This is a genomic window from Sinorhizobium sp. KGO-5, assembly GCF_036245905.1.
In the GTDB taxonomy this organism is placed as follows: Bacteria; Pseudomonadota; Alphaproteobacteria; order Rhizobiales; family Rhizobiaceae; genus Sinorhizobium; species Sinorhizobium meliloti_A.
The window spans coordinates 113,705-134,584 of the sequence record NZ_BDIZ01000002.1 but is presented as its reverse complement, the minus strand read 5'-3'; the positions used below and the strand labels follow the sequence as shown (position 1 = coordinate 134,584).

Annotated in this window: 20 protein-coding genes and 1 pseudogene; 13 read left to right on the top strand and 8 right to left on the bottom strand. The window is 61.5% G+C overall.

What is annotated here, in order from left to right; genetic code table 11:
- Nucleotides 1-49 precede the first annotated feature (49 nt).
- Genes BHD07_RS09855 through BHD07_RS09830 form a run of 6 tightly spaced genes read left to right on the top strand, consistent with a single transcriptional unit; the run spans nucleotide 50 to nucleotide 5,383 of the window.
- Nucleotides 50-970 carry an ABC transporter permease gene (locus BHD07_RS09855; RefSeq protein WP_338279586.1) on the top strand — a complete coding sequence of 307 codons (921 nt, stop codon included), beginning with the start codon at nucleotides 50-52 and terminating at the stop codon, nucleotides 968-970.
- Nucleotides 970-1,929 (top strand): ABC transporter permease, encoded by a 960-nt coding sequence (locus BHD07_RS09850; protein ID WP_275598304.1) that lies wholly within the window; start codon nucleotides 970-972, stop codon nucleotides 1,927-1,929. Before BHD07_RS09855 ends, BHD07_RS09850 begins: the two co-directional genes overlap by 1 nt.
- Nucleotides 1,926-2,912: an ABC transporter ATP-binding protein gene (locus BHD07_RS09845; RefSeq protein ID WP_338279582.1), complete on the top strand. Its 987-nt coding sequence runs from the start codon at nucleotides 1,926-1,928 to the stop codon at nucleotides 2,910-2,912. The genes BHD07_RS09850 and BHD07_RS09845 overlap by 4 nt, the downstream gene beginning before the upstream one ends.
- Entirely contained in the window at nucleotides 2,909-3,892 is a 984-nt protein-coding gene (locus BHD07_RS09840) for an ABC transporter ATP-binding protein (RefSeq protein WP_338279580.1), read from the top strand. Before BHD07_RS09845 ends, BHD07_RS09840 begins: the two co-directional genes overlap by 4 nt.
- Nucleotides 3,889-4,617 (top strand): sulfite exporter TauE/SafE family protein, encoded by a 729-nt coding sequence (locus tag BHD07_RS09835; protein WP_018096281.1) that lies wholly within the window; start codon nucleotides 3,889-3,891, stop codon nucleotides 4,615-4,617. The genes BHD07_RS09840 and BHD07_RS09835 overlap by 4 nt, the downstream gene beginning before the upstream one ends.
- Before the next feature lie 7 nt (nucleotides 4,618-4,624).
- Nucleotides 4,625-5,383 carry an SDR family NAD(P)-dependent oxidoreductase gene (locus tag BHD07_RS09830; RefSeq protein WP_338279577.1) on the top strand — a complete coding sequence of 253 codons (759 nt, stop codon included), beginning with the start codon at nucleotides 4,625-4,627 and terminating at the stop codon, nucleotides 5,381-5,383.
- Between the two features lie 112 nt (nucleotides 5,384-5,495).
- Here the strand turns inward: BHD07_RS09830 and BHD07_RS09825 are convergent, their stop codons facing one another.
- Nucleotides 5,496-6,428 carry an arginase family protein gene (locus tag BHD07_RS09825; protein WP_100673332.1) on the bottom strand — a complete coding sequence of 311 codons (933 nt, stop codon included), beginning with the start codon at nucleotides 6,426-6,428 and terminating at the stop codon, nucleotides 5,496-5,498.
- A gap of 327 nt (nucleotides 6,429-6,755) precedes the next feature.
- On the opposite strand from BHD07_RS09825, the gene BHD07_RS09820 reads away from it, so the two are divergent.
- On the top strand, nucleotides 6,756-7,316 hold the full coding sequence (locus tag BHD07_RS09820) for a GNAT family N-acetyltransferase (protein ID WP_338279574.1): 561 nt from the start codon (nucleotides 6,756-6,758) through the stop codon (nucleotides 7,314-7,316).
- A 247-nt stretch (nucleotides 7,317-7,563) separates the two neighbouring features.
- Here BHD07_RS09820 and BHD07_RS09815 read toward each other — a convergent pair whose 3' ends face one another.
- Together BHD07_RS09815 and BHD07_RS09810 are read right to left on the bottom strand one after the other, a co-directional pair.
- Nucleotides 7,564-8,349, bottom strand: coding sequence for an alpha/beta fold hydrolase (locus BHD07_RS09815; protein ID WP_324765431.1), 786 nt, complete (start codon nucleotides 8,347-8,349; stop codon nucleotides 7,564-7,566).
- Between the two features lie 321 nt (nucleotides 8,350-8,670).
- Nucleotides 8,671-9,933 carry an epoxide hydrolase family protein gene (locus BHD07_RS09810; protein WP_416385312.1) on the bottom strand — a complete coding sequence of 421 codons (1,263 nt, stop codon included), beginning with the start codon at nucleotides 9,931-9,933 and terminating at the stop codon, nucleotides 8,671-8,673.
- 675 nt (nucleotides 9,934-10,608) lie between these two features.
- Here BHD07_RS09810 and BHD07_RS09805 point away from each other — a divergent pair.
- The 6 genes and pseudogenes from BHD07_RS09805 to BHD07_RS09780 all read left to right on the top strand — a co-directional run.
- Nucleotides 10,609-10,760: pseudogene (locus BHD07_RS09805) on the top strand (P-type conjugative transfer ATPase TrbB); the annotation flags it as partial.
- A gap of 70 nt (nucleotides 10,761-10,830) precedes the next feature.
- Nucleotides 10,831-11,703 carry a formate dehydrogenase accessory sulfurtransferase FdhD gene (locus BHD07_RS09800; protein ID WP_338279570.1) on the top strand — a complete coding sequence of 291 codons (873 nt, stop codon included), beginning with the start codon at nucleotides 10,831-10,833 and terminating at the stop codon, nucleotides 11,701-11,703.
- 4 nt (nucleotides 11,704-11,707) lie between these two features.
- Complete coding sequence (mobA, locus tag BHD07_RS09795) at nucleotides 11,708-12,319, top strand: molybdenum cofactor guanylyltransferase MobA (RefSeq protein ID WP_180980862.1); 612 nt, start codon at nucleotides 11,708-11,710, stop codon at nucleotides 12,317-12,319.
- A 76-nt stretch (nucleotides 12,320-12,395) separates the two neighbouring features.
- Complete coding sequence (locus tag BHD07_RS09790; RefSeq protein WP_338279568.1) at nucleotides 12,396-13,679, top strand: molybdopterin-binding protein; 1,284 nt, start codon at nucleotides 12,396-12,398, stop codon at nucleotides 13,677-13,679.
- Nucleotides 13,680-13,849: 170 nt separating this feature from the next.
- Nucleotides 13,850-14,539, top strand: coding sequence for a hypothetical protein (locus BHD07_RS09785; protein WP_324765361.1), 690 nt, complete (start codon nucleotides 13,850-13,852; stop codon nucleotides 14,537-14,539).
- Nucleotides 14,540-14,635: 96 nt separating this feature from the next.
- Complete coding sequence (locus tag BHD07_RS09780) at nucleotides 14,636-14,848, top strand: hypothetical protein (RefSeq protein ID WP_018099287.1); 213 nt, start codon at nucleotides 14,636-14,638, stop codon at nucleotides 14,846-14,848.
- Nucleotides 14,849-15,078: 230 nt separating this feature from the next.
- Here the strand turns inward: BHD07_RS09780 and BHD07_RS09775 are convergent, their stop codons facing one another.
- The 5 genes from BHD07_RS09775 to BHD07_RS09755 form a co-directional block, all read right to left on the bottom strand.
- The gene (locus BHD07_RS09775; RefSeq protein WP_338279565.1) at nucleotides 15,079-16,104 is read right to left on the bottom strand and encodes a formate dehydrogenase subunit gamma; all 1,026 of its coding nucleotides are present in this window, start codon (nucleotides 16,102-16,104) and stop codon (nucleotides 15,079-15,081) included.
- A 222-nt stretch (nucleotides 16,105-16,326) separates the two neighbouring features.
- A complete protein-coding gene (gene fdh3B, locus BHD07_RS09770) occupies nucleotides 16,327-16,923 on the bottom strand; it encodes a formate dehydrogenase FDH3 subunit beta (protein WP_102763333.1) in 597 nt (198 codons plus the stop codon).
- A gap of 13 nt (nucleotides 16,924-16,936) precedes the next feature.
- The gene (locus BHD07_RS09765; RefSeq protein WP_102763334.1) at nucleotides 16,937-19,858 is read right to left on the bottom strand and encodes a formate dehydrogenase subunit alpha; all 2,922 of its coding nucleotides are present in this window, start codon (nucleotides 19,856-19,858) and stop codon (nucleotides 16,937-16,939) included.
- Nucleotides 19,859-19,865: 7 nt separating this feature from the next.
- Nucleotides 19,866-20,075 (bottom strand): formate dehydrogenase, encoded by a 210-nt coding sequence (locus BHD07_RS09760; RefSeq protein ID WP_324765359.1) that lies wholly within the window; start codon nucleotides 20,073-20,075, stop codon nucleotides 19,866-19,868.
- 45 nt (nucleotides 20,076-20,120) lie between these two features.
- Nucleotides 20,121-20,879, bottom strand: coding sequence for a TorD/DmsD family molecular chaperone (locus BHD07_RS09755; RefSeq protein WP_338279562.1), 759 nt, complete (start codon nucleotides 20,877-20,879; stop codon nucleotides 20,121-20,123).
- Nucleotide 20,880 lies beyond the last annotated feature (1 nt).

Here is a 20,880-nt window from a genome sequence, read left to right as displayed (position 1 = left end):
GCGGACCAGTTCTGCGGCAAGAGTCGCCCCGACAACAGGAATGTCTCATATGCTGGAATTCATCCTCCGCCGCCTGTTCCAGGGGGTGCTCGTCGTCTTCGGGGTGACAGCGACCGTCTTCGTCGTGACCCGGCTGGTGGGCGATCCGGTTGCGCTGATGCTTCCGCTTAGCTCGACGGAGGCGCAAAGGGCTGCCTTTGCCCAGCAGATCGGCCTGGACCAGCCGATCGCCACGCAGTTCCTGCGTTTCGTTGGGGACATCGCCACTCTGGACTTCGGAAACAGCCTCTGGCAGCGGCGTCCTGCGATCGAAGTCGTGTTCGAGCGCTTGCCTAACACGCTGCTGTTGATCGCAGTGGGGCTTGGAGCCGCCGTCATGCTTTCGATACCGATGGGCGCCGTTTCGGCTCTGCGTCCGGGCGGACTGGTCGATCGGCTGACCATGTCGGTCGGCCTTCTCGGGCTCGCGATGCCGCAATTCTGGCTTGGTCTCGTCGCCATCATGATTTTTGCGGTGACGCTGAGATGGCTGCCGACCTCCGGCATGGGCACGGCCGCGCACCTTGTTCTTCCGGCCCTTACGCTCGCACTGACGCCGCTTGCGCGCTTCACGATGATGGTGCGCGCGTCAATGATCGACGAACTCAACAAGCCCTACGTCAAGACGGCAAGGGCAAAGGGCCTCGGACTAACGCGCATTCTGCGCGTCCATACCTTACGCAACATCCTGGTTCCCTTTCTCTCTATCTCCGGATGGGAACTGATCGCCACTCTTTCCGGCTATACGGTTGTAGTCGAAACGGTGTTCGCGTGGCCGGGGCTTGGCCTGACGGCCGTGCAGGCGATCCAGCGGGGCGACCTGTTTCTGATGCAGGCCATCGTCTTCGTCATCGCTTTCCTGATCGTCTTGATCGGGATCGTGCTCGACATCCTGTCGAAGGCGGTGGATCCGAGAATGGAATTGAACTGATGGCCGCTCCTGCTTCCGCCGCGTCATCCACTCCTGTCAGCACGCGCGTGCCGCGCGCGGGCATATCGGAACTCTGGCACGACAAGGCCGCTGCCATCGGGCTTGCCTTCATCCTGCTCATCGTTTTCCTGGCTCTGTTCGCTCCGCTTATCGCACCTTACGATCCGGCCGCGCAGTCGATCATGGCACGGCTGAAGCCGCCGGTCTGGATGGAGCGCGGCACTTGGGAACACTTGCTCGGAACCGACAATCTCGGCCGCGACGTCCTGTCCCGCATCATCTGGGGTGCGAGGGCGACGCTGACGATCGGCGCCGTCACCTGCCTTCTGGCGGCGACACTGGGGACGGTCATCGGCCTTTGGGCAGGCTTCATGGGAGGGCGCACGGACTCGATCTTGATGCGTCTGGTCGACATTCAGGTCAGCTTCCCCGGCATCCTTCTGATCCTCCTCGTCGTCGCGGTTCTGGGGCCCGGCGTCTGGACGCTTGTTGCGGTCCTGTCGGTGACGAACTGGATGGTCTATGCCCGGCTCGTGCGTGGCATCGTCTCGTCGACCCGTCAGACCCCTTACGTCGAAGCAGCCGAAGTGATCGGCTGTCGCCCTGCACGGGTCATCTTCAGGCATATCCTGCCGAACATCGTCTCGCCGCTGCTGACGCTGGCGATCCTGGAGTTCACCAATATCGTGCTGGCGGAAGCAGCGGTGTCGTTTCTGGGCTTCGGCGTTCAGCCTCCGGCGACGTCATGGGGGCTCGACGTCGCCTCGGGACGGGACTACCTGTTCATCGCGTGGTGGCTCGTGACCTTTCCGGGCCTTGCGATCGTCGTGACGGTGCTGTCCATCAATCTCTTCGCCAACTGGTTGCGGGTAACGACCGACCCCGAGGAACGGGAGAAACGCTTTGCGCGCGCCGAGGCGGTCAGGCGGCGGCGCGGGCGACGGACGGTGGATGCATGACCATGCCTCTGCTCGAGATCGACAACCTGCATGTCTGTTTCGATACGCGCGCCGGCACCGTCCAGGCCCTGCGCGGGGTATCCCTGACCGTCGCACCGGGCGAAACGCTCGGCATCGTCGGCGAATCCGGATCCGGGAAGAGCGTGACGGCACAGGCGGTAATGGGCCTGATCGACGTGCCGGGGCGCATCTCGGACGGTGAGATCCTCTGGGAGGGAAAGCCGCTCGCCGGGTTCGATGTCGCCAAGGCTGCACGCGATATCTGGGGCAGGGAGATCACGATGATCTTTCAGAACCCGATGACATCGCTTAATCCGCTGATGACCGTGGGGGCGCAAATCGCCGAGGTGATCGAGGTTCACATGGGATTCAGCAGGCGGGCGGCGCGGCAACGGGCGGCGGAACTGCTTTCGGCGGTCGGTATCTCCGGGGCGGAGCGGAGGCTCGATCAGTATCCGCACGAGTTTTCCGGCGGCATGCGACAGCGCGTCATGATTGCCATGGGCATTGCCTGCGAGCCCAAGCTTCTGATCGCCGACGAGCCGACAACGGCCCTGGACGTGACGATCCAGGCCCAGATTCTGGAGCTTCTGGCGGAGTTGCAGGAGAAGATGGGGCTGGCGATCGTTCTGATCACCCACGATCTCGGCATCGTCGCAGGCCTCTGTCACCGCGTCGCCGTCATGTATGCGGGGCAGATCGTCGAAACCGGTCCGGTGGATGCCATTTTCGAAAATCCATCGCATCCCTATACGCAGGGTCTGATCCGCTCGACCCCGGGCCTCGATGACGACGAGGAGCGGCTGGCGGCGATAGACGGAGCTCCGCCGGGGCTGTTGCAGCCGCCTTCCGGCTGCGCTTTCCTGCCTCGCTGCCCGATCGGCGACGAGGGTTGCCGGGTGCCTCAAATTCTCCGTGCAATGGGTGCGGGCACGGTGGCCTGCCGCAAGGCCGGCGAACAGGCATGGAGGGAGGCAGTATGACGGTCGCCCCCGTGCTGTCGGTTTCCGGCCTCGCCATCGATTACGAACTCTCGTCCGGCGGACTTTTCCGCAAACGCCGGAGCGTCACTGCCGTCAGTGATGTGAGCTTCGACCTGGCGCCGGGCGAAACGCTCGGTCTTGTCGGCGAGTCCGGCTCCGGCAAGACGACCGTCGGCCGCGCGGTGCTCCGCCGCATTCCCGTTGCGCAAGGCAGGATCGTCTTCGGCGGCGAGGACATTACCCATCTCGGTGGCGATCCGCTGCGACGCCTGCGGGCGCGCATGCAGATCGTCCTGCAGGACCCCTATACGTCGCTCAATCCGCGCATGAAGGTCTCGAGCATCGTCGCCGAACCGCTTATCGTCCACGGCCTCGCCGGTTCCGCAGAGGAAGCGCGTGCCGCCGTTGCCGAATTGCTGGAGCGCGTGGGACTGCCCAGCGATGCCGCGGACCGCTATCCGCACAGCTTTTCCGGCGGACAGCGCCAGCGGATCGGCATTGCCAGAGCCCTGGCGCTGAAGCCCGCGCTCATCGTGGCTGACGAGCCTGTCTCCGCCCTCGACGTCTCGGTGCGGGCTCAGGTCATCAACCTCATGCAGGACCTGCAGCGCGATCTAGGAATATCCTATCTCTTCATTGCCCACGACCTCGCCATCGTGCGGCACATCTCTCATCGGGTGGCGATCATGTATGCGGGGAGGATCGTCGAGGTCGCGCCGCGCGACGCCATCTACGAGCGGCCGATCCATCCCTATACAGAGGCATTGCTGTCTGCGGTTCCGGTCGCCAATCCGAAGCTCCAGCGCGCGCGGCGACGCATCGTGCCTCCGGGCGAGTCCGTCGATATCGCCAATCCGCCGACCGGCTGCCGCTTCCATCCGCGCTGTTCGCTTGCGACGGACCGGTGCCGCGAAGAGGCTCCGCAGCTCCTGCGCAAGACCGACGATCATTTTGCCGCCTGCTGGAATCGGCACTCATGATGGAATTGTTGCTCAGCCCCCAGGGGATAGCCGCGGCCGTCGCGCTCATCCTTGCCGGTGCGGTTCAGGGTTCCACCGGTTTCGGATTCAACATGCTCGCAGCGCCGATGCTCGCCATCATCGATCCCGCCTTCGTGCCTGGACCGATGCTGGCTATGGCCATAGCCGTGAGTGCCGGTGGTACGGTTCGGGAATGGAGCGACGTCAACCGGCAGGATCTGGCCTTCTCCCTGACCGGGCGCCTGCTGGCGGCAGGGGCGGCCGCATTCTGCCTGCAATTGCTAAGCCCGGATGCCTTTGCGGCCGTCTTCGGCTTCGGCGTGCTCTTCGCGGTGGCGCTCAGCCTTGCGGGGCTGAGGATCGAAACGACGCGCAGTTCGCTCTTCCTCGCGGGGGTTCTTTCCGGTTTCATGGGCACCCTGACCTCGATCGGGGCTCCGCCCATGGCCATGGTTTATCAAAATGCCGGCGGCGCACGCATGCGTGCGACCCTGAACGCCTTCTTCGTCGTCGGCGGCATCATCTCGATCGGAGCCCTTTTCGTCGTCGGCAGTTTCGGCCTCTCCGATCTCCTTCTTGCCGCCACCATGCTCCCCTTCGCCTTCCTCGGCTTTCTGCTGTCGGGCTGGGGACGACGGCTCGTCGACCGAGGGCATGTGAAGGCCATCGTCCTCATCGTGTCGGCGGCTTCAGCTCTTGTTCTGCTTTTGCGCGCATTTTCATGAGGATGCCATGACAGACGCACCAAGAATTCTCATTACCGGTGCTGGCAGCGGAATCGGCGCCGCAATCGCGCGGCGCATCGCGACGCCCGGCATGCGGCTTTTCCTGCACACGGGCGCCAATGCGGAGGGACTACGGGCAGTCGCGGAGGAGGTGAGCGCAAAAGGTGCCGAGGTTGTCACGGAACTCGGAGACCTGTCCGATCCGGCCGTTCCCGGACATCTCGTCCGGGCGGCGCGTGCAGCCTTCGGCGGGCTCGACCAGATCGTTTCGAATGCCGGCCGCGCGCAGCGATCGTCGTTCGGTCAACTGACGGACGAAGACCTGCAGACGGCGTTCGACATGATGCCGATGGCCTTTTTCCGGCTGGTCGACGCCGCTCTGCCGGAGCTGAGAACATCCACGCAGGGACGAGTGGTCGCCGTCAGTTCGTTCGTCGCCCACGGCTTCGGGACGAACGGCATGCATTTTCCCGCATCCGGTGCCGCCAAGGCTGCGCTGGAGGCTCTGGCCAAATCGCTTGCCGCCCAGCTCGCGCCTGAAGGTGTGACGGTAAACTGCGTGGCACCCGGCTTCACGCGCAAGGACAGCGGCGGCCATGCCGCCACGACATCAGCAGCGATGGAAAGCGCACGTGCGGTTACACCGAACGGCCGGCTCGGGGAGCCGATCGACGTGGCCGAATTGGTCGCCTTCCTTCTGTCACCCGGAGCACGCCATATCACAGGGCAGGTCATGCATGTGGACGGCGGACTGCTGCTGGCATGAGTTGTGCGGACAGCCGAAGTTCGACCCTCGGGGGCGGTCTGCTTCGGGCGAAACCGAGCCACTCATCGTCCGGATGGCGCTGGTCTGCAATAGGGCCGGTTGCGAAAGTCTCCTACAGGGTAAATTTATCGAACGGCCGCCCCTGGGCAACCGAGGGTGCTGCTGTTCCGAGCGCTGCGGCCAGTACGTCGGCCAGGCCGCGTCCGGCGCTGCCGTCCTCATCAAGGCGCGGATTGTAGATGGTAATCTCGATGCCGACTGCCTTGCCGCTCGCCAAGGCAACCCGAAGCGCGGTCCCCAGCTCGTCCCACGACAACCCGCCGGGCATGCGGAAATCGACAGCCGGCATGACGACATCGTCGAGGCAATCGGCGTCGAGGTGGATGAAGAAGCCATCCAGCTCCTCTCGCGTCAGGTGGTGAACCGCTTCGCGGGCGGCGGCCTCGACGCCCATCGCGCGCACGGCGGGAAGGTCAATCGCCTTGAGCTCTTTGGGGAGCGGTTGGCTTCCGTACTCCTCCTGGTCCTTGTGATCGCGATACGCGAACGCGACAGCATTTTTGGGAGGGACCAGAGGACCGCGACCTTCAATGTCAGCCAGTTTCGACGGGCCGTAGCCGGTGACCAGGGCAAGGTCCATTGAGGCGCCCTCACCATTGGGCTCCGCCTCGGGCTGGAAAAAATCGGCGTTGCCGTCGATGAAGAACAGGCCGTAGCTGCCGCGCCGTCGAAACGCGAGCATCGAGCCCAGCACGATCGTGCAATCGCCGCCGAGTACGACCGGAAATTCGCCGGCGTCAAGCACCGCTTCCACCGCGTCGGCGAGCTTGGGCGACCACGCGGCAATTGCACTGGCATTCAGGGTGCCGGTCTCCGGATCAGGCGTTGGGTCCTTCGGAAGCACCGTCAGCCGCTCGGCGCGGCGCGCTTGAATGCGCTCCGCGAGACCGAGGCTCAAGAGCTGGTCGGGCAAGTGCTCCACACCGTCGGTCGCGAGGCCTAGCGTAGAGGGGGCTTCGAGAATTGCGTAGGGAAGGGTCGGCATGGGCGCCTCCGTTGGCGGCTACTTTGCGGAGTAGGCATCGTAGAAGCGCTTCGAACGCCCGACATCATTCGTCCCTACCGAGACATGGTGGATCACAACTACCTCCGCTCCAGCTTTGTCCCCCTAACAGCCGCTTCTGGTCATTGTTCCCTCAAAGCCGACTGTCGTTTGTGGCCAGAATGGACCGAAGCGAATCCGGAACCGCTGAGCCGGCAGCAACCGGTATCGCTTCCACGCCATCCGGGTTACGATGCGTAGGTGAGAACGGGCGTCTCGTCGGACCACCTGCGTCAGGAGGGCAGTGTGAAATCGCCAACGGTGAGAGTTATGGCCGCGGCCGAGGAAGATCTGGCGATCGAAACGGTCATGCTGGCGTTTGCAGCGGATCCCATGGCGAGATGGACCTGGCCGCATGCATACCAGTACCTTGCGGCCATGCCGCGAATGATCCGGGCGTTCGGGAGCAGCGCATTCGCTAACGGAACCGCCTTTTGCACCGACGGCTGCGCCGGGGCGGCGCTGTGGCTATCGCCCGGGGTGCATTCCGACGAGGAGGGGCTTGGTGCGGTGCTCGAGAGCACGGTTGCGCGCTCTCTTGCCCCCGAAACCACGGCCATATTCGAGCAGATGGCCACGTACCACCCGACCGAACCCCATTGGTACCTGCCCCTGATCGGCGTCGATCCGGCGCATCAAGGCGAAGGTCACGGCGACGCCTTGATGGCGTACGCACTCGCACGGTGCGATCGCGATCACGCGCCAGCCTATTTGGAATCCTCGAACCCGCGCAACATTCCGTTCTATCGACGCTACGGCTTCGAACCGCTCGGCGCGATCCAGGCCGGTTCGTCGCCGACGCTCGTCCCGATGCTGCGGCCGCCGCGTTGAGCTTCAATCAATCGGTCGGAGAGTCGCCCGTCCCTTGCCAGAAGTGCCGTTTCCGGTGGTCTGCGGCACGATTCGCGACGACTTCGAAGCCACTGCTGCTTCGGCAAGGCGCGTCTTTCCTGCCTGCGCCGCTAGCTTCCCTACTACCAGGGCGTAGGGCGGGCGCCGGCTGACCATTTTGATGAACCGGACTAAGATGGTGGGTGTATTCTCCCGACGCGCGATAATGCCGTCGGGAGCTTTGCGACTACTTCTCGGCCGACGCTGCGGCCTTCTCGATAAGTTGGGAGACGGCTCCCGGATGGGAAACCATGAGGACGTGCGAAGCGCCCTTGACGACGACGGTCTCTTTGGACTTTGCGCGCTCAGCCATCCAAGACATCGCGGCGGGCGGAATGTTCTTGTCAGCGTCGCCGTAAACAAACCAGGACGGGATTTTCTTCCAGGCAGGCGCGCCAGCCGGCTCCTTCAACGCGGCTTCGGCGACAGGGCGTTGCCCCGCTGCCATGAGCTTGGCTTCAACGAGCGGAACGTCTGCGGCGAACTGATCGTGAAACTTGTTCTGGTCGATGTACAGATCATGACCACCATCCGGCAGGGTGACCGGCGGGGCGAGGGTAGGGCCCAGGGTACTGCCGGGGAACTTTCCGGTGAGATCGATGGCCGTTTCTCCCGCTTCCGGCGCAAACGCCGCGACGAAGACCAGAGCCTTGACGTTCTCGTGACCGTTCGCGGCGCTGGAGATGACGCTGCCGCCGTAGGAATGGCCGACAAGAACAATCGGCCCCTTGATCCCGGAGAGAATGGCCGAAACATAATCAGCATCGCCCTTGACGCTTCTGAGCGGATTGGCGGCCCCTACGACAGGATAGCCGTCTTTTTCCAGCTCCCGCACGACACCGTTCCAGCTGTTCGATTCTGCGAACGCACCATGCACGAGTACGACAGTGGGCTTCTGACCGGCAAAAGCCGGCCCAGCAAGGGCCAGAGCACTCGCTGCCAGGGCCGCGAGGATATGCGTGTAGCGGGACATGTGATCTCCTTTCGCTTGAAGTGACCCGCGAATAAGAGCTTTCGGGTGTATCCGCGATATGTTCGAAACGCGCGGCGGTGTAACGAAGTTTGTCGCGAGAACGCAGCGTACATCTGCTTACAAATTTCATATGGAGAGCGTCGCCGCAGAAGGGGCGCGGACGCTGGCAAATCGATCCCCGCGGCGATGCCGGAGCCGGCGAGAAGCGCGGGGATGAGGCTATAGTATATCCTATGGGCATCATCGCTGAAGGGCAAGACGAAGCCCGCAAAGCGAAGGCGCGGCCTCCGGAAGGAAGCCGCAGCGATGTGGAATTGGAGTCTAACGCATCGACTTAAAAGCGGCCCGCAATTCCTCGGCAAACAGCTGCGGCTGTTCCCAGGCAGCGAAATGGCCACCCTTTTCGACCTGGTTGTAGTAGACCAGAGACGGGTATGCCTGCTTGCTCCAGCTTTCCGGTGCCTTGTAGATTTCCTTCGGGAACACCGTGATTGCCACGGGCACCTTGATGTCTTTGGTCTTCTGGGCGTCGGAGCTGAAGTTGTTGTTGTTGTTCTCCCAGTAGAAGCGCGACGACGACGCACCGACGTTCGTCAGCCAATAAAGGGTGATGTCGTTGAGCATCTCGTTCCGGGAGAGGACATTTTCAGGCACGCCGTTGCTGTCGCTCCATTGAACGAATTTCTCATAGATCCACGCCGCTAGACCGGATGGCGAGTCCGCTAGCGAGTAGCCGATGGTCTGCGGGCGGGTCACCATCATTGCGCCATAGGCGGCGTTCCTGCCGAAGAACGTGCTAAGCGACCTATAGGCTTCCCTTTCGGGCTGCGATAAGCTCACCGGTGCCGGATCGCCTGCATTGATGCCCCTCATCAGCTCCCCTGGAACAGTCGCGGGCATGTTGAGGTGAATGCCGAGCAAGCCCTTCGGAGCTTGCCGCGCCAGCGCATCAGAGATCACCGAACCGTGGTCGCCACCTTGGGAAACATAGGTCGAATATCCCAGACGTTTCATGAGCACGTCCCAAGCTTTCGCGACCCGCTCCGGTCCCCATCCGAGTTCGGTAGGCTTGCCGGAGAATCCATGACCGGGAATCGACGGGATCACGACGTCGAACGCATCTTCCGCGCGACCACCGTAGGCGGTTGGATCGGTAAGTGGACCAATTGTCTTGATGAACTCGAACTGCGATCCCGGCCAGCCGTGCGTTAAAATGACGGGGAGGGCGTTTGGGTGACGCGACCGGACGTGGATGAACTGGATATCGACCCCGTCAATCGTGGTAATGAATTCCGGCAGGGCATTCAGTTCCTGCTCGGCCTTACGCCAATCATACTCGCTTCCCCAGTAGCGAATCAGTTCCTGAACACGTTGGAGCTGGATGCCCTGGGAGATATCGCCGACAGTCTCCTTATCCGGCCAACGCGTGTTCGCGATCCGCTTGCGAAGATCGTCGAGCTGAGACTGCGGGACATGAATTTCAAACGGGCGAATGCTTTCATCCGCCTGCTGGTTCTTGGAACTGACTAAGGTGGTTTCAGCGGCACTTGCCTCTCGCAGGGCTGTGACCGGCAGCAGCATCATGGACCCAATAGCAAGCGCGATGGCGCGGTCAGCAATATGATTCCGGCGGGAAAATGTGTCGATAGCAGTCATGTGGCCTCTCCTTGTCTGTGTCGATTGACGACAATCAGTGCGGAGCGGGATCTACGAACCTGACGTGTCTGCCCTGTTTCAGGATTTTATGAAGTTGTATCAAAGCGTTTACTGAGCGGCTTTGACACGATTCCATACGAAGAATTCCGGAGTTAAAGCGGCGCGTCGCCCGAATGGGGGCTGTCGATAACCCCGAGCAAAGGTGTTCACCATCAACTAAGACCTTGCAGTTGAAGACGCCGCATCCGGATCGGGCGTGTCCTGCTAGATGGCTTTTCGCATAATGCCGAACAGCGTTACCATCGAGATTTCTTTCAGCACCGTCCGGGCCGGAATCGGTTGATTGGGCCATTCTTTGTTGCGTTTTCGCCGCATTATTACTACGCAAAATCAATTACTTTTCTACAATTGTTAATGTACGAGTCTCACCGGCTGACAAGGAATATAGAGTCGCCCGCCTACTTCCTGCTCTTGGGTCCTCGCCGACACCAGCACATTCAAGAAGCTCCGGCCCGCCAACTATCGCGCTCAAATCGCTGGCCACCGTAGTGAAGCAGCTTAAAGGAGACATCCGCGACAAAGCTTCGATCCCATCCTCGACTCGTGCGCAAGCTTCAAGAAGCGCTTGGCGATCAGCTCTGCGTTGCATTGGATGATCCGAGCGTCACCGAGATCGTGCTGAAACCGGACGGAAAACTGTTCATTGAACGCTTGGCCCCGGCGTCGCACCGGCAGGCGAGATGTCGTCGGCTGCTTGACGGACATCACCTGCTACTGCACTTTATTTACAGACCCATAACGGCAACCCTCTTTTGATGGTGACCAATGGCGGCTGACTACATCATAGGACCGAACACAGAGAATCCACGGCTGACGCGATCTGTCATGGGCGTGGATCATCTTGGCGAAAAGTTCGAACTTTCGGTTATCGAGGAGCGGCCCCTCACCATCTTCCTCAACTCGCAGGAGATCGTCACGGCTATGACGATCGGCGACTACCCGGAATACCTCGCGCTCGGGTTCCTGCGTAATCAGGGGATGCTAGATCCTGCAGAAACGGTTACCGATGTTGAATATGATGAGGAACTTGAGGTGGTTGTCGTCCGGACCGAGAGCCGCACGACGTACGAAGAAAAGGTCAAGAAGAAGACCCGCACGAGTGGCTGTGCTGTAGGTACGGTGTTTGGCGATATGATGGAGGGCCTGGTGGGGCTGACCTTGCCGGCCGCGCCAATGCGGACGTCGTGGCTCTACACGCTGGCCCGCACGATCAACACTACGCCGAGCCTGTATCTTGAAGCTGGCGCGATCCATGGAACGGTGCTGTGCAAGGAGGACCGACCGCTGGTCTATATGGAAGATGTCGGTCGTCACAACGCGGTCGACAAGATCGCCGGCTGGATGCTCTTCGAGAAAGTGGGAGCTGAAGACAAGATTCTCTACACCACCGGGCGGCTTACGTCCGAAATGGTCATTAAGACCGCCATGATGGGGATTCCGGTGCTCGCGTCGCGCTCAGGCTTCACGGCCTGGGGCGTGGAGATTGCGCGCCAGGTAGGGCTGACACTGATTGGACGCATGCGCGGTAAACGCTTCGTCTGTCTAACGGGAGAGGAGAGGCTGATCTGGGATGCTGATCCCGAAACCGTACCTGAGGATGAGAAACATCACCGCCGCAAAGGCGCACTAATTGACTAAAATTATGGGTGTCATACTGGCCGGAGGCCGTTCCACTCGTATGGGTGGCGGCGACAAGGGCTTGCTGCGGCTCGGCGATGTAACGCTGCTCGGTCATGTACATGCACGGCTTGCGCCGCAATGCGCGGAGCTTGCGATCAACGCCAATGGGGATCCAGCGCGCTTTTCAGATTTCGGGCTTCCTGTGCTTGCCGATACGCTGCCGGATTATCTTGGGCCCCTGGCGGGTGTTCTCGCGGGCCTCGAGTGGGCGGCCGAAGAGGGCGCGGATGCGATCGTGACTGCGGCGGCCGATACGCCTTTCCTCCCCCGTGACCTGGTGGCCAGGCTCAGCGACGCGGCGGCACAGAAGAAGGTTCCAATAGCGCTGGCCGCCTCTCCGGACGAGGCGGGATCGCTGCGCCACCATCCCACCTTCGGTTTGTGGCCTGTCGGTTTGCGCGAGGACCTCCACGCCGAACTTTCAGGCGGGCTTCGCAAGATCATGCTTTGGGCCGAACGGCATGGCACCGCGACTGCGCTGTTTGCGTCGGCGCCGTTCGATCCGTTTTTCAATGTCAACACGCCGCAGGACATGGTGCGCGCCAATGCGATTCTGCACGGAGATTTGACATGACCTTCTACGACGCGGTCGACTGTGCCAGCACACGAAAGATCGGCGCCGTCGGTCTCGTTTTTCATTGGGCTTGCTGATGTCGATGACGCCTCCTCCGCTTACGCCACCACGCTTGAAGAACGATTGTTTCGCCCTGCCGCCGGGCGTCGATTGGACCCCTGTGGATACTGCGCTCGGCCTGCTACGGGCAAACCTGTCTCCTGTTGTGGATATCCAGGAACTCGACGTCTCTGATGCGCTCGGCCGCGTTTTGGCGCACCATGCAGTTGCACGTCGCTCCAATCCGCCCGCCGCCAACTCAGCCGTCGATGGATACGGTTTTGCTCATGCGGCTACCGGCGAGGGACTCCAGACGCTGCCGCTGATCGAAGGCCGTGCGGCGGCGGGTGTGCCATTTTTAGGCCCTGTGCCGGAGGGAATGGCGGTCCGCATCCTGACCGGAGCAATTCTTCCCGTAGGGGTCGACACGGTGGTTCTGGAGGAGGATACCGCCACCGATGGCCACCGCATAGCCTTCCACGGTCCGATCAAGATGCGAGCAAATACCCGTAAGGCCGGCGAGGACGTGATCGCCGGCGATGTCGCATTGCCGGCCGGGCATCGCCTGCGCCCGCCAGATCTGGCGCTGCTGTCTGCCGTTGGCGCCACAAGGGTTTCGGTTTTCCGTCCGCTGCGCTTGGGTGTGCTGTCCACCGGTGACGAGATCGCCGCGGATGCTGGCGGAGCCCTTCTGGAAGTCGGCCGCATCTATGACGCCAATCGGCCGATGCTTCTGGCAATGGCTCGGCGCTGGGACCATGTGCCTGTAGACCTTGGTCATGTCGGCGATGACCGAGCAGCACTGGCCGCCCGGCTTGACCGAGGGGCAACAGAGGCAGATGTAATCTTCACCTCCGGCGGGGCCTCGGCGGGAGACGAGGATCATGTCTCGGCGCTGTTACAGGAGGCCGGTGTGATGCAAAGCTGGCGTATCGCCGTCAAGCCGGGCCGCCCGTTGGCGCTTGGCTTGTGGAGGGGTGTTCCGGTGTTCGGCCTGCCGGGAAATCCGGTCGCGGCCTTCATCTGCGCTCTAATATTCGGCCGCCCGGCCGTCTCCGTGTTGGCCGGCGAGGGATGGGAGGAGCCAATGAGTTTCACGGTTCCGGCCGCTTTCGAAAAGAACAAGCACGCAGGCCGGCGCGAGTATCTGCGGGCGCGATTGACGCCGGAAGGTCACGCTGAGGTTTTCCGGTCGGAAGGTTCGGGGCGGGTCAGCGGGCTTTCCTGGGCCACCGGACTTGTCGAACTTGCCGATGGCGCCCGCCGGGTCGCACCGGGCGATCCCGTTCGTTTCCTTCCCTACTGCTCTTTTGGATTGTAGTCCATCAAAACGGACGAGGACAACGCTACCGCAAGGGCTCGGAGTGCCAACGATGGAACCTAAAATCGGTGCCAGCGGTTACCGTTGAACTTGCAAGTTAAGCGATGATCCCGCATGTTAAGCAAGAATTTCCATAGTCGCTGCCTGATCAACAAGACAAGGAGCTGGCGATGAGAGAAATCATTCTCGCGGGAGCGTTCGCACTCTCAACTTCGACTTGCCTGGCGCAGACTGCGACGCCACCGGCGCCCCTATCTCCCCAATCGGCCTCGCCAATAGAGGCGGCTGCCTCGCCACCAGGCGGTCCGGCCAACCTGTGTCAGGAGATTCTTGGCTTCATGAAGGCTCCCCCTCCAGACGCGCCTCAAGCTGCCGATGCGAAGAAAACTGCCGTGACGGCCGCTCAGCAGGCAAAGCCTCCGCAGCCCGCCTTGAGCCAGCAAGGCTCGGCCGGTTTGGCTGGCACGGCCACCACCGGCAAAGACCCCTCGGGGGGCGGCGGGAGTAATTCGGCGCAGGCCGTTACCGGACAGGACGGCGTCGCAACCGATGCACCTGAGCCGGGCAAGGATCAGGCGAATGCCGGATCGGTTGCAAACGCACCGCAGAAAGAGTCACGGGCAGCGCCGCTCCCGCCCGCCGATGTGATGAGCACGCCCAAGGAATCCGTGCTGAGCATGGAAGCGGCCCAGCAACTCGCCGACGCGAACGATATCGCGGAATGCCAAAAGACGGCCCGGAAGATGAGAGTTGCCGGCGTTGCCATGCCACCGCCGCTGATTGCATTGGCAGCATTGGATATCCGGTATCAGCAGAATTCAGGCGCAGCTCAAAATCCCCCTGGGACTAGCGGCCCGTAGGAGAACGATAAGATGCCGGAATTGTGCCCAGACGAATAGCCCGTTGGCACCTGGTCGCGGCTGCATCGAGTGGCAACGGAAGCGAAGGAGTCCGCAATGGGGATAATCGTGACGGGAGTAGTCGTTGTAGGAGCGATCGCGTTTGGTACCGGCTATTATTTTACGAACGTACAGCCGGCAGAGCCTGCTTGGGAGGTCTACAGGACCGAGGGCGCCCGGGTTGGGGATCCAGGTCACAATCTCGTCGGAAAGAACTGGTCGGGCGAACCCGGCAGCGTTTCTGCGGACAACGAGGAGAAACCTTCGTAGGAGGCTCCGAGCGTCTTTTGCACAGGTGACATTCAAACCCTCTGATCACCCTCTGATCGAACATCCGAGCGGTCTCAAAATTTGGCCCTTTCGTCCTCGGATGCCTCGCCTTTCAGCAATCCAGAACTGCTTTGCATTAGGTTCTGCCAGAGTATTTCGCGGCACAGGTGGCGCAACTCTGCCACGACGCGCGATACGCAGATCGCCGTTCGGGTGCGAATATGGCTGGTCTATTCCGCCGGCTCAGCGGCAGTATGCGGCGGTGTCCGGGCACCGGTCTTGCCTTGCTGCTCTTCCACCCAGGCGCTGTGATGTTCCTTGGCCCAGTTCAGGTCCACCGAACCAGAGCCCATTGCCTGCCAGGCACCTTCCATACCGAGCGTGCCGATATAGATATGCCCAATGATCACAGCGATCATGATGAGGCCCACGATGGCATGGACATATTGGGCCATCTGCATGCCGTTGACGTCAGTGAAGGAGAACGGAAACAGCATGAACACGCCTGAGACCGACAACGCAGTCCCCCCCACCACGACAGACCAGAAGATGAGTTTCTGCCCGGTGTTGAAACGTCCCGCCGGTATATGCGTTTGGTTCGACCGGTCGAAGAATCCGCCGGCGGACTTAAGCCATTTTGCGTCGTAGCGGTCCGGGAGATTGTGTCGGATCCACGTCAACAACATCAATACGACGCCGAGCATGAACGCCCAGGATACGAAATGATGCGCGTACTTGGCCCAGATCGACCAGGTCGAGAACGCCTCCGGCCCGATCAGCGGCATCAACAGGCGCTTTCCGAAGATCAAGTTCAAACCGGTGATCGCGAGGACGATGAAGGCCGTTGCGGTTGTCCAATGGAGCAGGCGTTCCAGCGCGTTGAACCGGAGAATTTTTTGACCTGATTCGCCTGCCTGTGTCCGAATACGGCCCCGGATGAGATAAAACAGCGCGATGGAGAGCAGCGTGCCGATAATGATGAACGCACCAACCCAGGGTAGAGCAGTCCGCTCGAAGGTTTGATAGTCCCGACCTTGAGGTTGTTGCAGCGTTGTGGCCTTGCGGTCGGGTATCGTGACCCGACCCTGGATCTTGCCGAGCTCATCAAGAAGCTGCTGCTCGCTCACCCCTTGCGCACCGGGGTTGTTGACCGGTGCGCGCTCCTGCGCCCCGGCGGGCGCCATCCATAGGACGAAAGCCAGTATGAATGCCGCAACCGCCGCCGAGACCAGTCGATAAAGGCTCCAGATCCGCATTTGCTCCGTCCTCCCAACTTCGCTGCGACGCCAAGCAGCACCCGCTATCTCGATTTTCCCGGACCATCGTACCGAAACGGAACCCGTTTCCGGCTATCCCGATGTTCGACCGAAGCGCCGAAGCGTCCTTCCTGAGCGTGAAAGGATGATGCATGGCGCTCCATCCTCAGGTTCCAGATCATCTTATCTGCATTCAGATCACTTTATCGGCTGCAGGATGCCCTAGGCGTCCACTGTCTCCCGATAGGCGGTATGCCAGCCCCATGCGCCCGAGCCATAGCCTCTCTGCGTCACACGCTCCTTGTAGATCGCGGCAATGATCACTCCGTCGCCAGCCAGCAGCGATTTCGTCGAGCACATCTCCGCACATAGTGGCAGCTTGCCTTCGGCCAGCCGGTTGGCTCCATATTTCGCATACTCGACCTCCGTCGAGTCGGCCTCCGGTCCTGCCGCACAAAACGTGCATTTGTCCATCTTGCCGCGTGAGCCGAAGTTGCCGACGCGTGGATATTGCGGCGCGCCGAACGGACAGGCGTAGAAACAGTAGCCGCAGCCGATGCACAGGTCCTTGGAATGCAGCACCACGGCATCCGCAGTGGTGTAAAAACAGTCAACGGGACAAACTGCCGCGCAGGGTGCGTCCGTACAGTGCATGCAGGCCATCGAGACGGAGCGTTCGCCCGGCTTGCCGTCATTGATGGTGACGACACGCCGCCGATTGATACCCCACGGAACGTCGTGCTCGTTCTTGCAGGCGGTAACGCAGGCATTGCACTCGATACAACGTTCGGCGTCACAAAGGAATTTCATCCGTGCCATCTTCGTTCCTCCGCTACACCGCAACGATCTGGCAAAGCGTAACCTTCGGTTCCTGCATACCCGTTACGGGATCGTAGCCGTAGGTGGTGATACTGTTGGCGCTTTCGCCGAGAACGTAAGGGTCGGTCCCTTCGGGATAATTGGCTCGCAAGTCCTCGCCCCGGAACCAGCCGCCGAAGTGGAAGGGCATGAATGCGACACCCTTGCCGACACGCTCGGTGACCAGAGCCTTTACCTTTGCCTTCACGTCGTTCTCCGCTCCGTTGACCCAGACCCAACCTCCGTCACTGATGCCGCGCTCGGCTGCATCGTCGACGTTGATCTCGACAAACATGTCCTGCTGCAACTCGGCAAGCCACCGGTTCGAGCGGGTTTCCTCACCGCCACCCTCGTATTCGACGAGGCGTCCGGTCGTCAGAATGATCGGGAACGATTTCGCGGTGCCATTGTCCACAGCCGCCTTCTGCACACTGAAGCCGATATTGGGCAGGCGGAACTGCTTGGCGTCTGGATAGGTCGGATACTTGGCTACAAGATCCACCCTGGGCGTATAGATCGGCTCGCGGTGGATCGGCACCGGATCCGGCAAATTCCAGGCAAGCGCCCTGGCCTTGCCATTCCCGTAGGGGTGGCAGCCATGGCTGAGCGCCACGCGTTGGATGCCGCCAGACAGGTCGGTCGACCACGACACCTTGCCGATGTCGCCCATATCATCGCCGATCGTCTGGATGATGCCTAGTTCTTCCGGGGTGAGATCCCGATCCCAGCCGAGTTTCTGGAGCACGGCCATGGTGAACTCCGGATAACCGTCGGTGAGTTCGGAACCTTCCGTGTAAGAACCCTCGGCAAGAAGCGTTTCGCCGTTGCGTTCCACGCCAAAGCGGGCGCGGAATGGGCTGCCCCCGTCCATGACATGCAGGCCGGTGCTGTAGAGGTTTGCAGTTCCCGGGTGACGGAGTTCCGGTTTTCCCCAGCATGGCCAGGGCAGACCGTAATAATCGCCGCCGACCTCCGGGTCGTCCTTCGGCGCGCGCAGGGTGAGCAGATCGAATTTGTGCTGGTTGCGCATATGCGCCTTGAGCCGCTCGGGCGACTGGCCACAATAGCCGGTCGACCAGCCGCCGCGGTTCATTTCACGCAGCACGTCCTCGGGTACCGGCCGATCACCTTCGACGGCGATGTTCTTGAACATCCATTCGGCGAGGCCAAGCTTCTGTGAAAGCAGGTACAGGACCTGATAATCGTCCTTCTGCTCGAAGCTTGGGGGGACGATCTGCTCGCCCCACTGGAGCGCTCGGTTGGAGGCGACCCGCGATCCCGAGGTTTCGAACTGCGTGCAAACCGGCAGGAGATAGGTGTTGTCCTTGCGCCCCGCCTGCACCGCGAGCGAGGCCCAGGTCGTGGGGTGAGGATCGGCCACGACAAGCAGCTCAAGTCCGGCAAGCCCCTTCATCGACTCGGGGATGCGCGTGATGCTGTTGCTGGCGTGGCCCTGTACGAACATCGACCGCATGATGTCGGGTTGCTCGACGTCTTCCTTTGGCAGTGAAACCGAATCGAACCATCGGGTCAACGGAATGCCGGGTGTTTCCATCAGTTCCTTGGAAGAGAACTGGCCCAACAGGTCGTCATAGGGGATCTCCCACACCCGCCCCCAATGCTTCCAGGCCCCTTCCGTCAGACCGTAGTAGAAGGGCAGGGTGACCACGTCGAGCCCGATGTCCGTCGCGCCTTGAACGTTGTCGTGGCCGCGGAAGATATTGGCGCCGGTGCCCGGCTTGCCGATGTTGCCGGTAGCGAGACACAGGATGCAGCTCGCCCGCGTATTCGCGGTCCCAACAGTGTGGTGCGTCTGGCCCATGCACCAGATGATCGTCGATGGCTTCTGGGTCGCGAACGTCTCGGCGATGCGCTTCAACTGCTCGCCGGGCACGCCGGTGATCGTTTCCACCTCGTCCGGGGTGTACTTGGCGACCTCCTTTCGAACCTCATCCATTCCGTAGACGCGTTGCGCGATAAATTCCTTGTCCTCCCAGCCATTCTCGAAAATATGCCAAAGCATGCCCCAGATCAGCGCAATGTCGGTGCCGGACCTGAAGCGGACGTATTCGGTGGCGTGGGCAGCCGTGCGCGTGAAGCGCGGGTCCATGACGATGAAATTGGCGTTGTTGAGTTCCTTTCCCTCAAGCAGATGTTGCATCGCGACCGGATGCGCCTCGGCCGGATTGCCGCCAAGAACGAGCATCGTCTTGGAATTTCTGATGTCGTTGTACGAGTTGGTCATCGCGCCGTAGCCCCAGGTGTTGGCTACGCCGGCAACCGTCGTCGAATGACAGATACGGGCCTGGTGATCCTGATTGTTGGTTCCCCACAGAGCGGCGAGCTTGCGGAAGAGATAGGTGCCTTCGTTGGAGAATTTCGCCGACCCCATCCAATAGGTGGATTCCGGCCCCGACTTCTCGCGGATCTCGAGAAGCTTGTCGCCGATGCCGTTGATCGCATCCTCCCAGGTGGTACGCTCCCATTGGCCGTCGACGAGCTTCATCGGGTACTTCAGACGACGGTCGCTGTGCACGAGTTCGCGTACGCTGGCGCCTTTGGCGCAATGCGAGCCGCGATTGAAGGGGCTGTCCCAGGAGGGTTCCTGCCCCGTCCACACGCCGTTCTGGACCTCCGCAGTTACGGTGCACCCGACAGAACAGTGGGTACAGATGCTCTTTTTGAGTTCAATCGGCACGCCCGGTTGGGGGGGGCTGATCGCGGCGGCCTTTTTGACTGTGCCGAGTTGGAACGAACCGAGTGCCGCCAGGCCGCCGGCGACAAGGCCGGAGCGCCGGAGGAATGTCCGCCGGTCCAAGGGGGCCGCTGCCATGCCGCCGGTCAGGGTTTGCAGATGCGTGCGGCTTGCCTGCCGATCCTTGCGCTTCGTAAGCATGGCACCCTCACTTCTGCGTAGGATAGCGATTGACGCGATAGTAGGCCTTGACGTGGTCCGTTTCGCGGTAGCGGCCCCGCATCTCCTCTTCGCCCGGGTCGTAGGCCTCAGCATCGGTGGGACAGAGCGCCGCGGCCGCGACGACGGTCGTCGTTGCGCCGCCGAATGCCTTAAGGAAGTAGCGCCGGCCCAATGCCGTTTGTCGCTCGTCTTGCATCTTGGCATCCTCCTCCTTTAGTGGGCTTGGCGCCCGGGCATGCGCCTATGCGTTTTGCCGTGCCGCCATGGCGAAGGCTTCGCTGTCGATCTCGATGAAAAGCCGACCGACCGTGCCGACCGACCGGTAGAATTTGGCGGCCTTAGCGTGTTCCAGGTCGCTGAAGAAACGCCCGGCCCACGGCTCGACGTGGCGTTTGAAGAAATCCTGCTCCTCGTCGTGGGAGACGGCAAAGTGATTGCAGGCAAAGCCGCTCATCATCTCGCATATGCTGGCCAGATGATCCTCGGGTTCGCAATTGCCCTCGGCGCGCTCGATACCGAAACGGGCCATGTCTGCCCGCAGGCGCGCAAGCGGGCGTTCGTTGAGGAAGCCGGTGAGATAATAGGATGCGTAGGGAAGGAGTTCGCCGCGTCCCACGCCAATGAATAGCTCGGAATATTCGCGACAGATCGCATCGTGCGAATACGACGCTGCCGCTTGAGCAAGTGCTATGTGGGCACGGCCGAGCGGTGCATCGCTGTTGTCCTGCAAGTATGAAAGCCTGGCGAGCGATTCCCTGTCCGGCGGGGTGATCAATAGTGAGGCGAGGAGTGCGTATTCGTCCGCTCGGGCCTGGTCGATGTCATCGAGAACATCTGTTCCTGCACCGAAGATTGAAGCATCCGCTCCATCTGGCTGTTCCCAGGCCTGATCTGAAAGCAAGTCGGGGTTCATCATACCTTGACCGTGCTGCCTGAATGGGTTGCTCATAGTAACCCGATACCGAACGAATGCAACAGCCTGACCTTGACAGGCTACCACA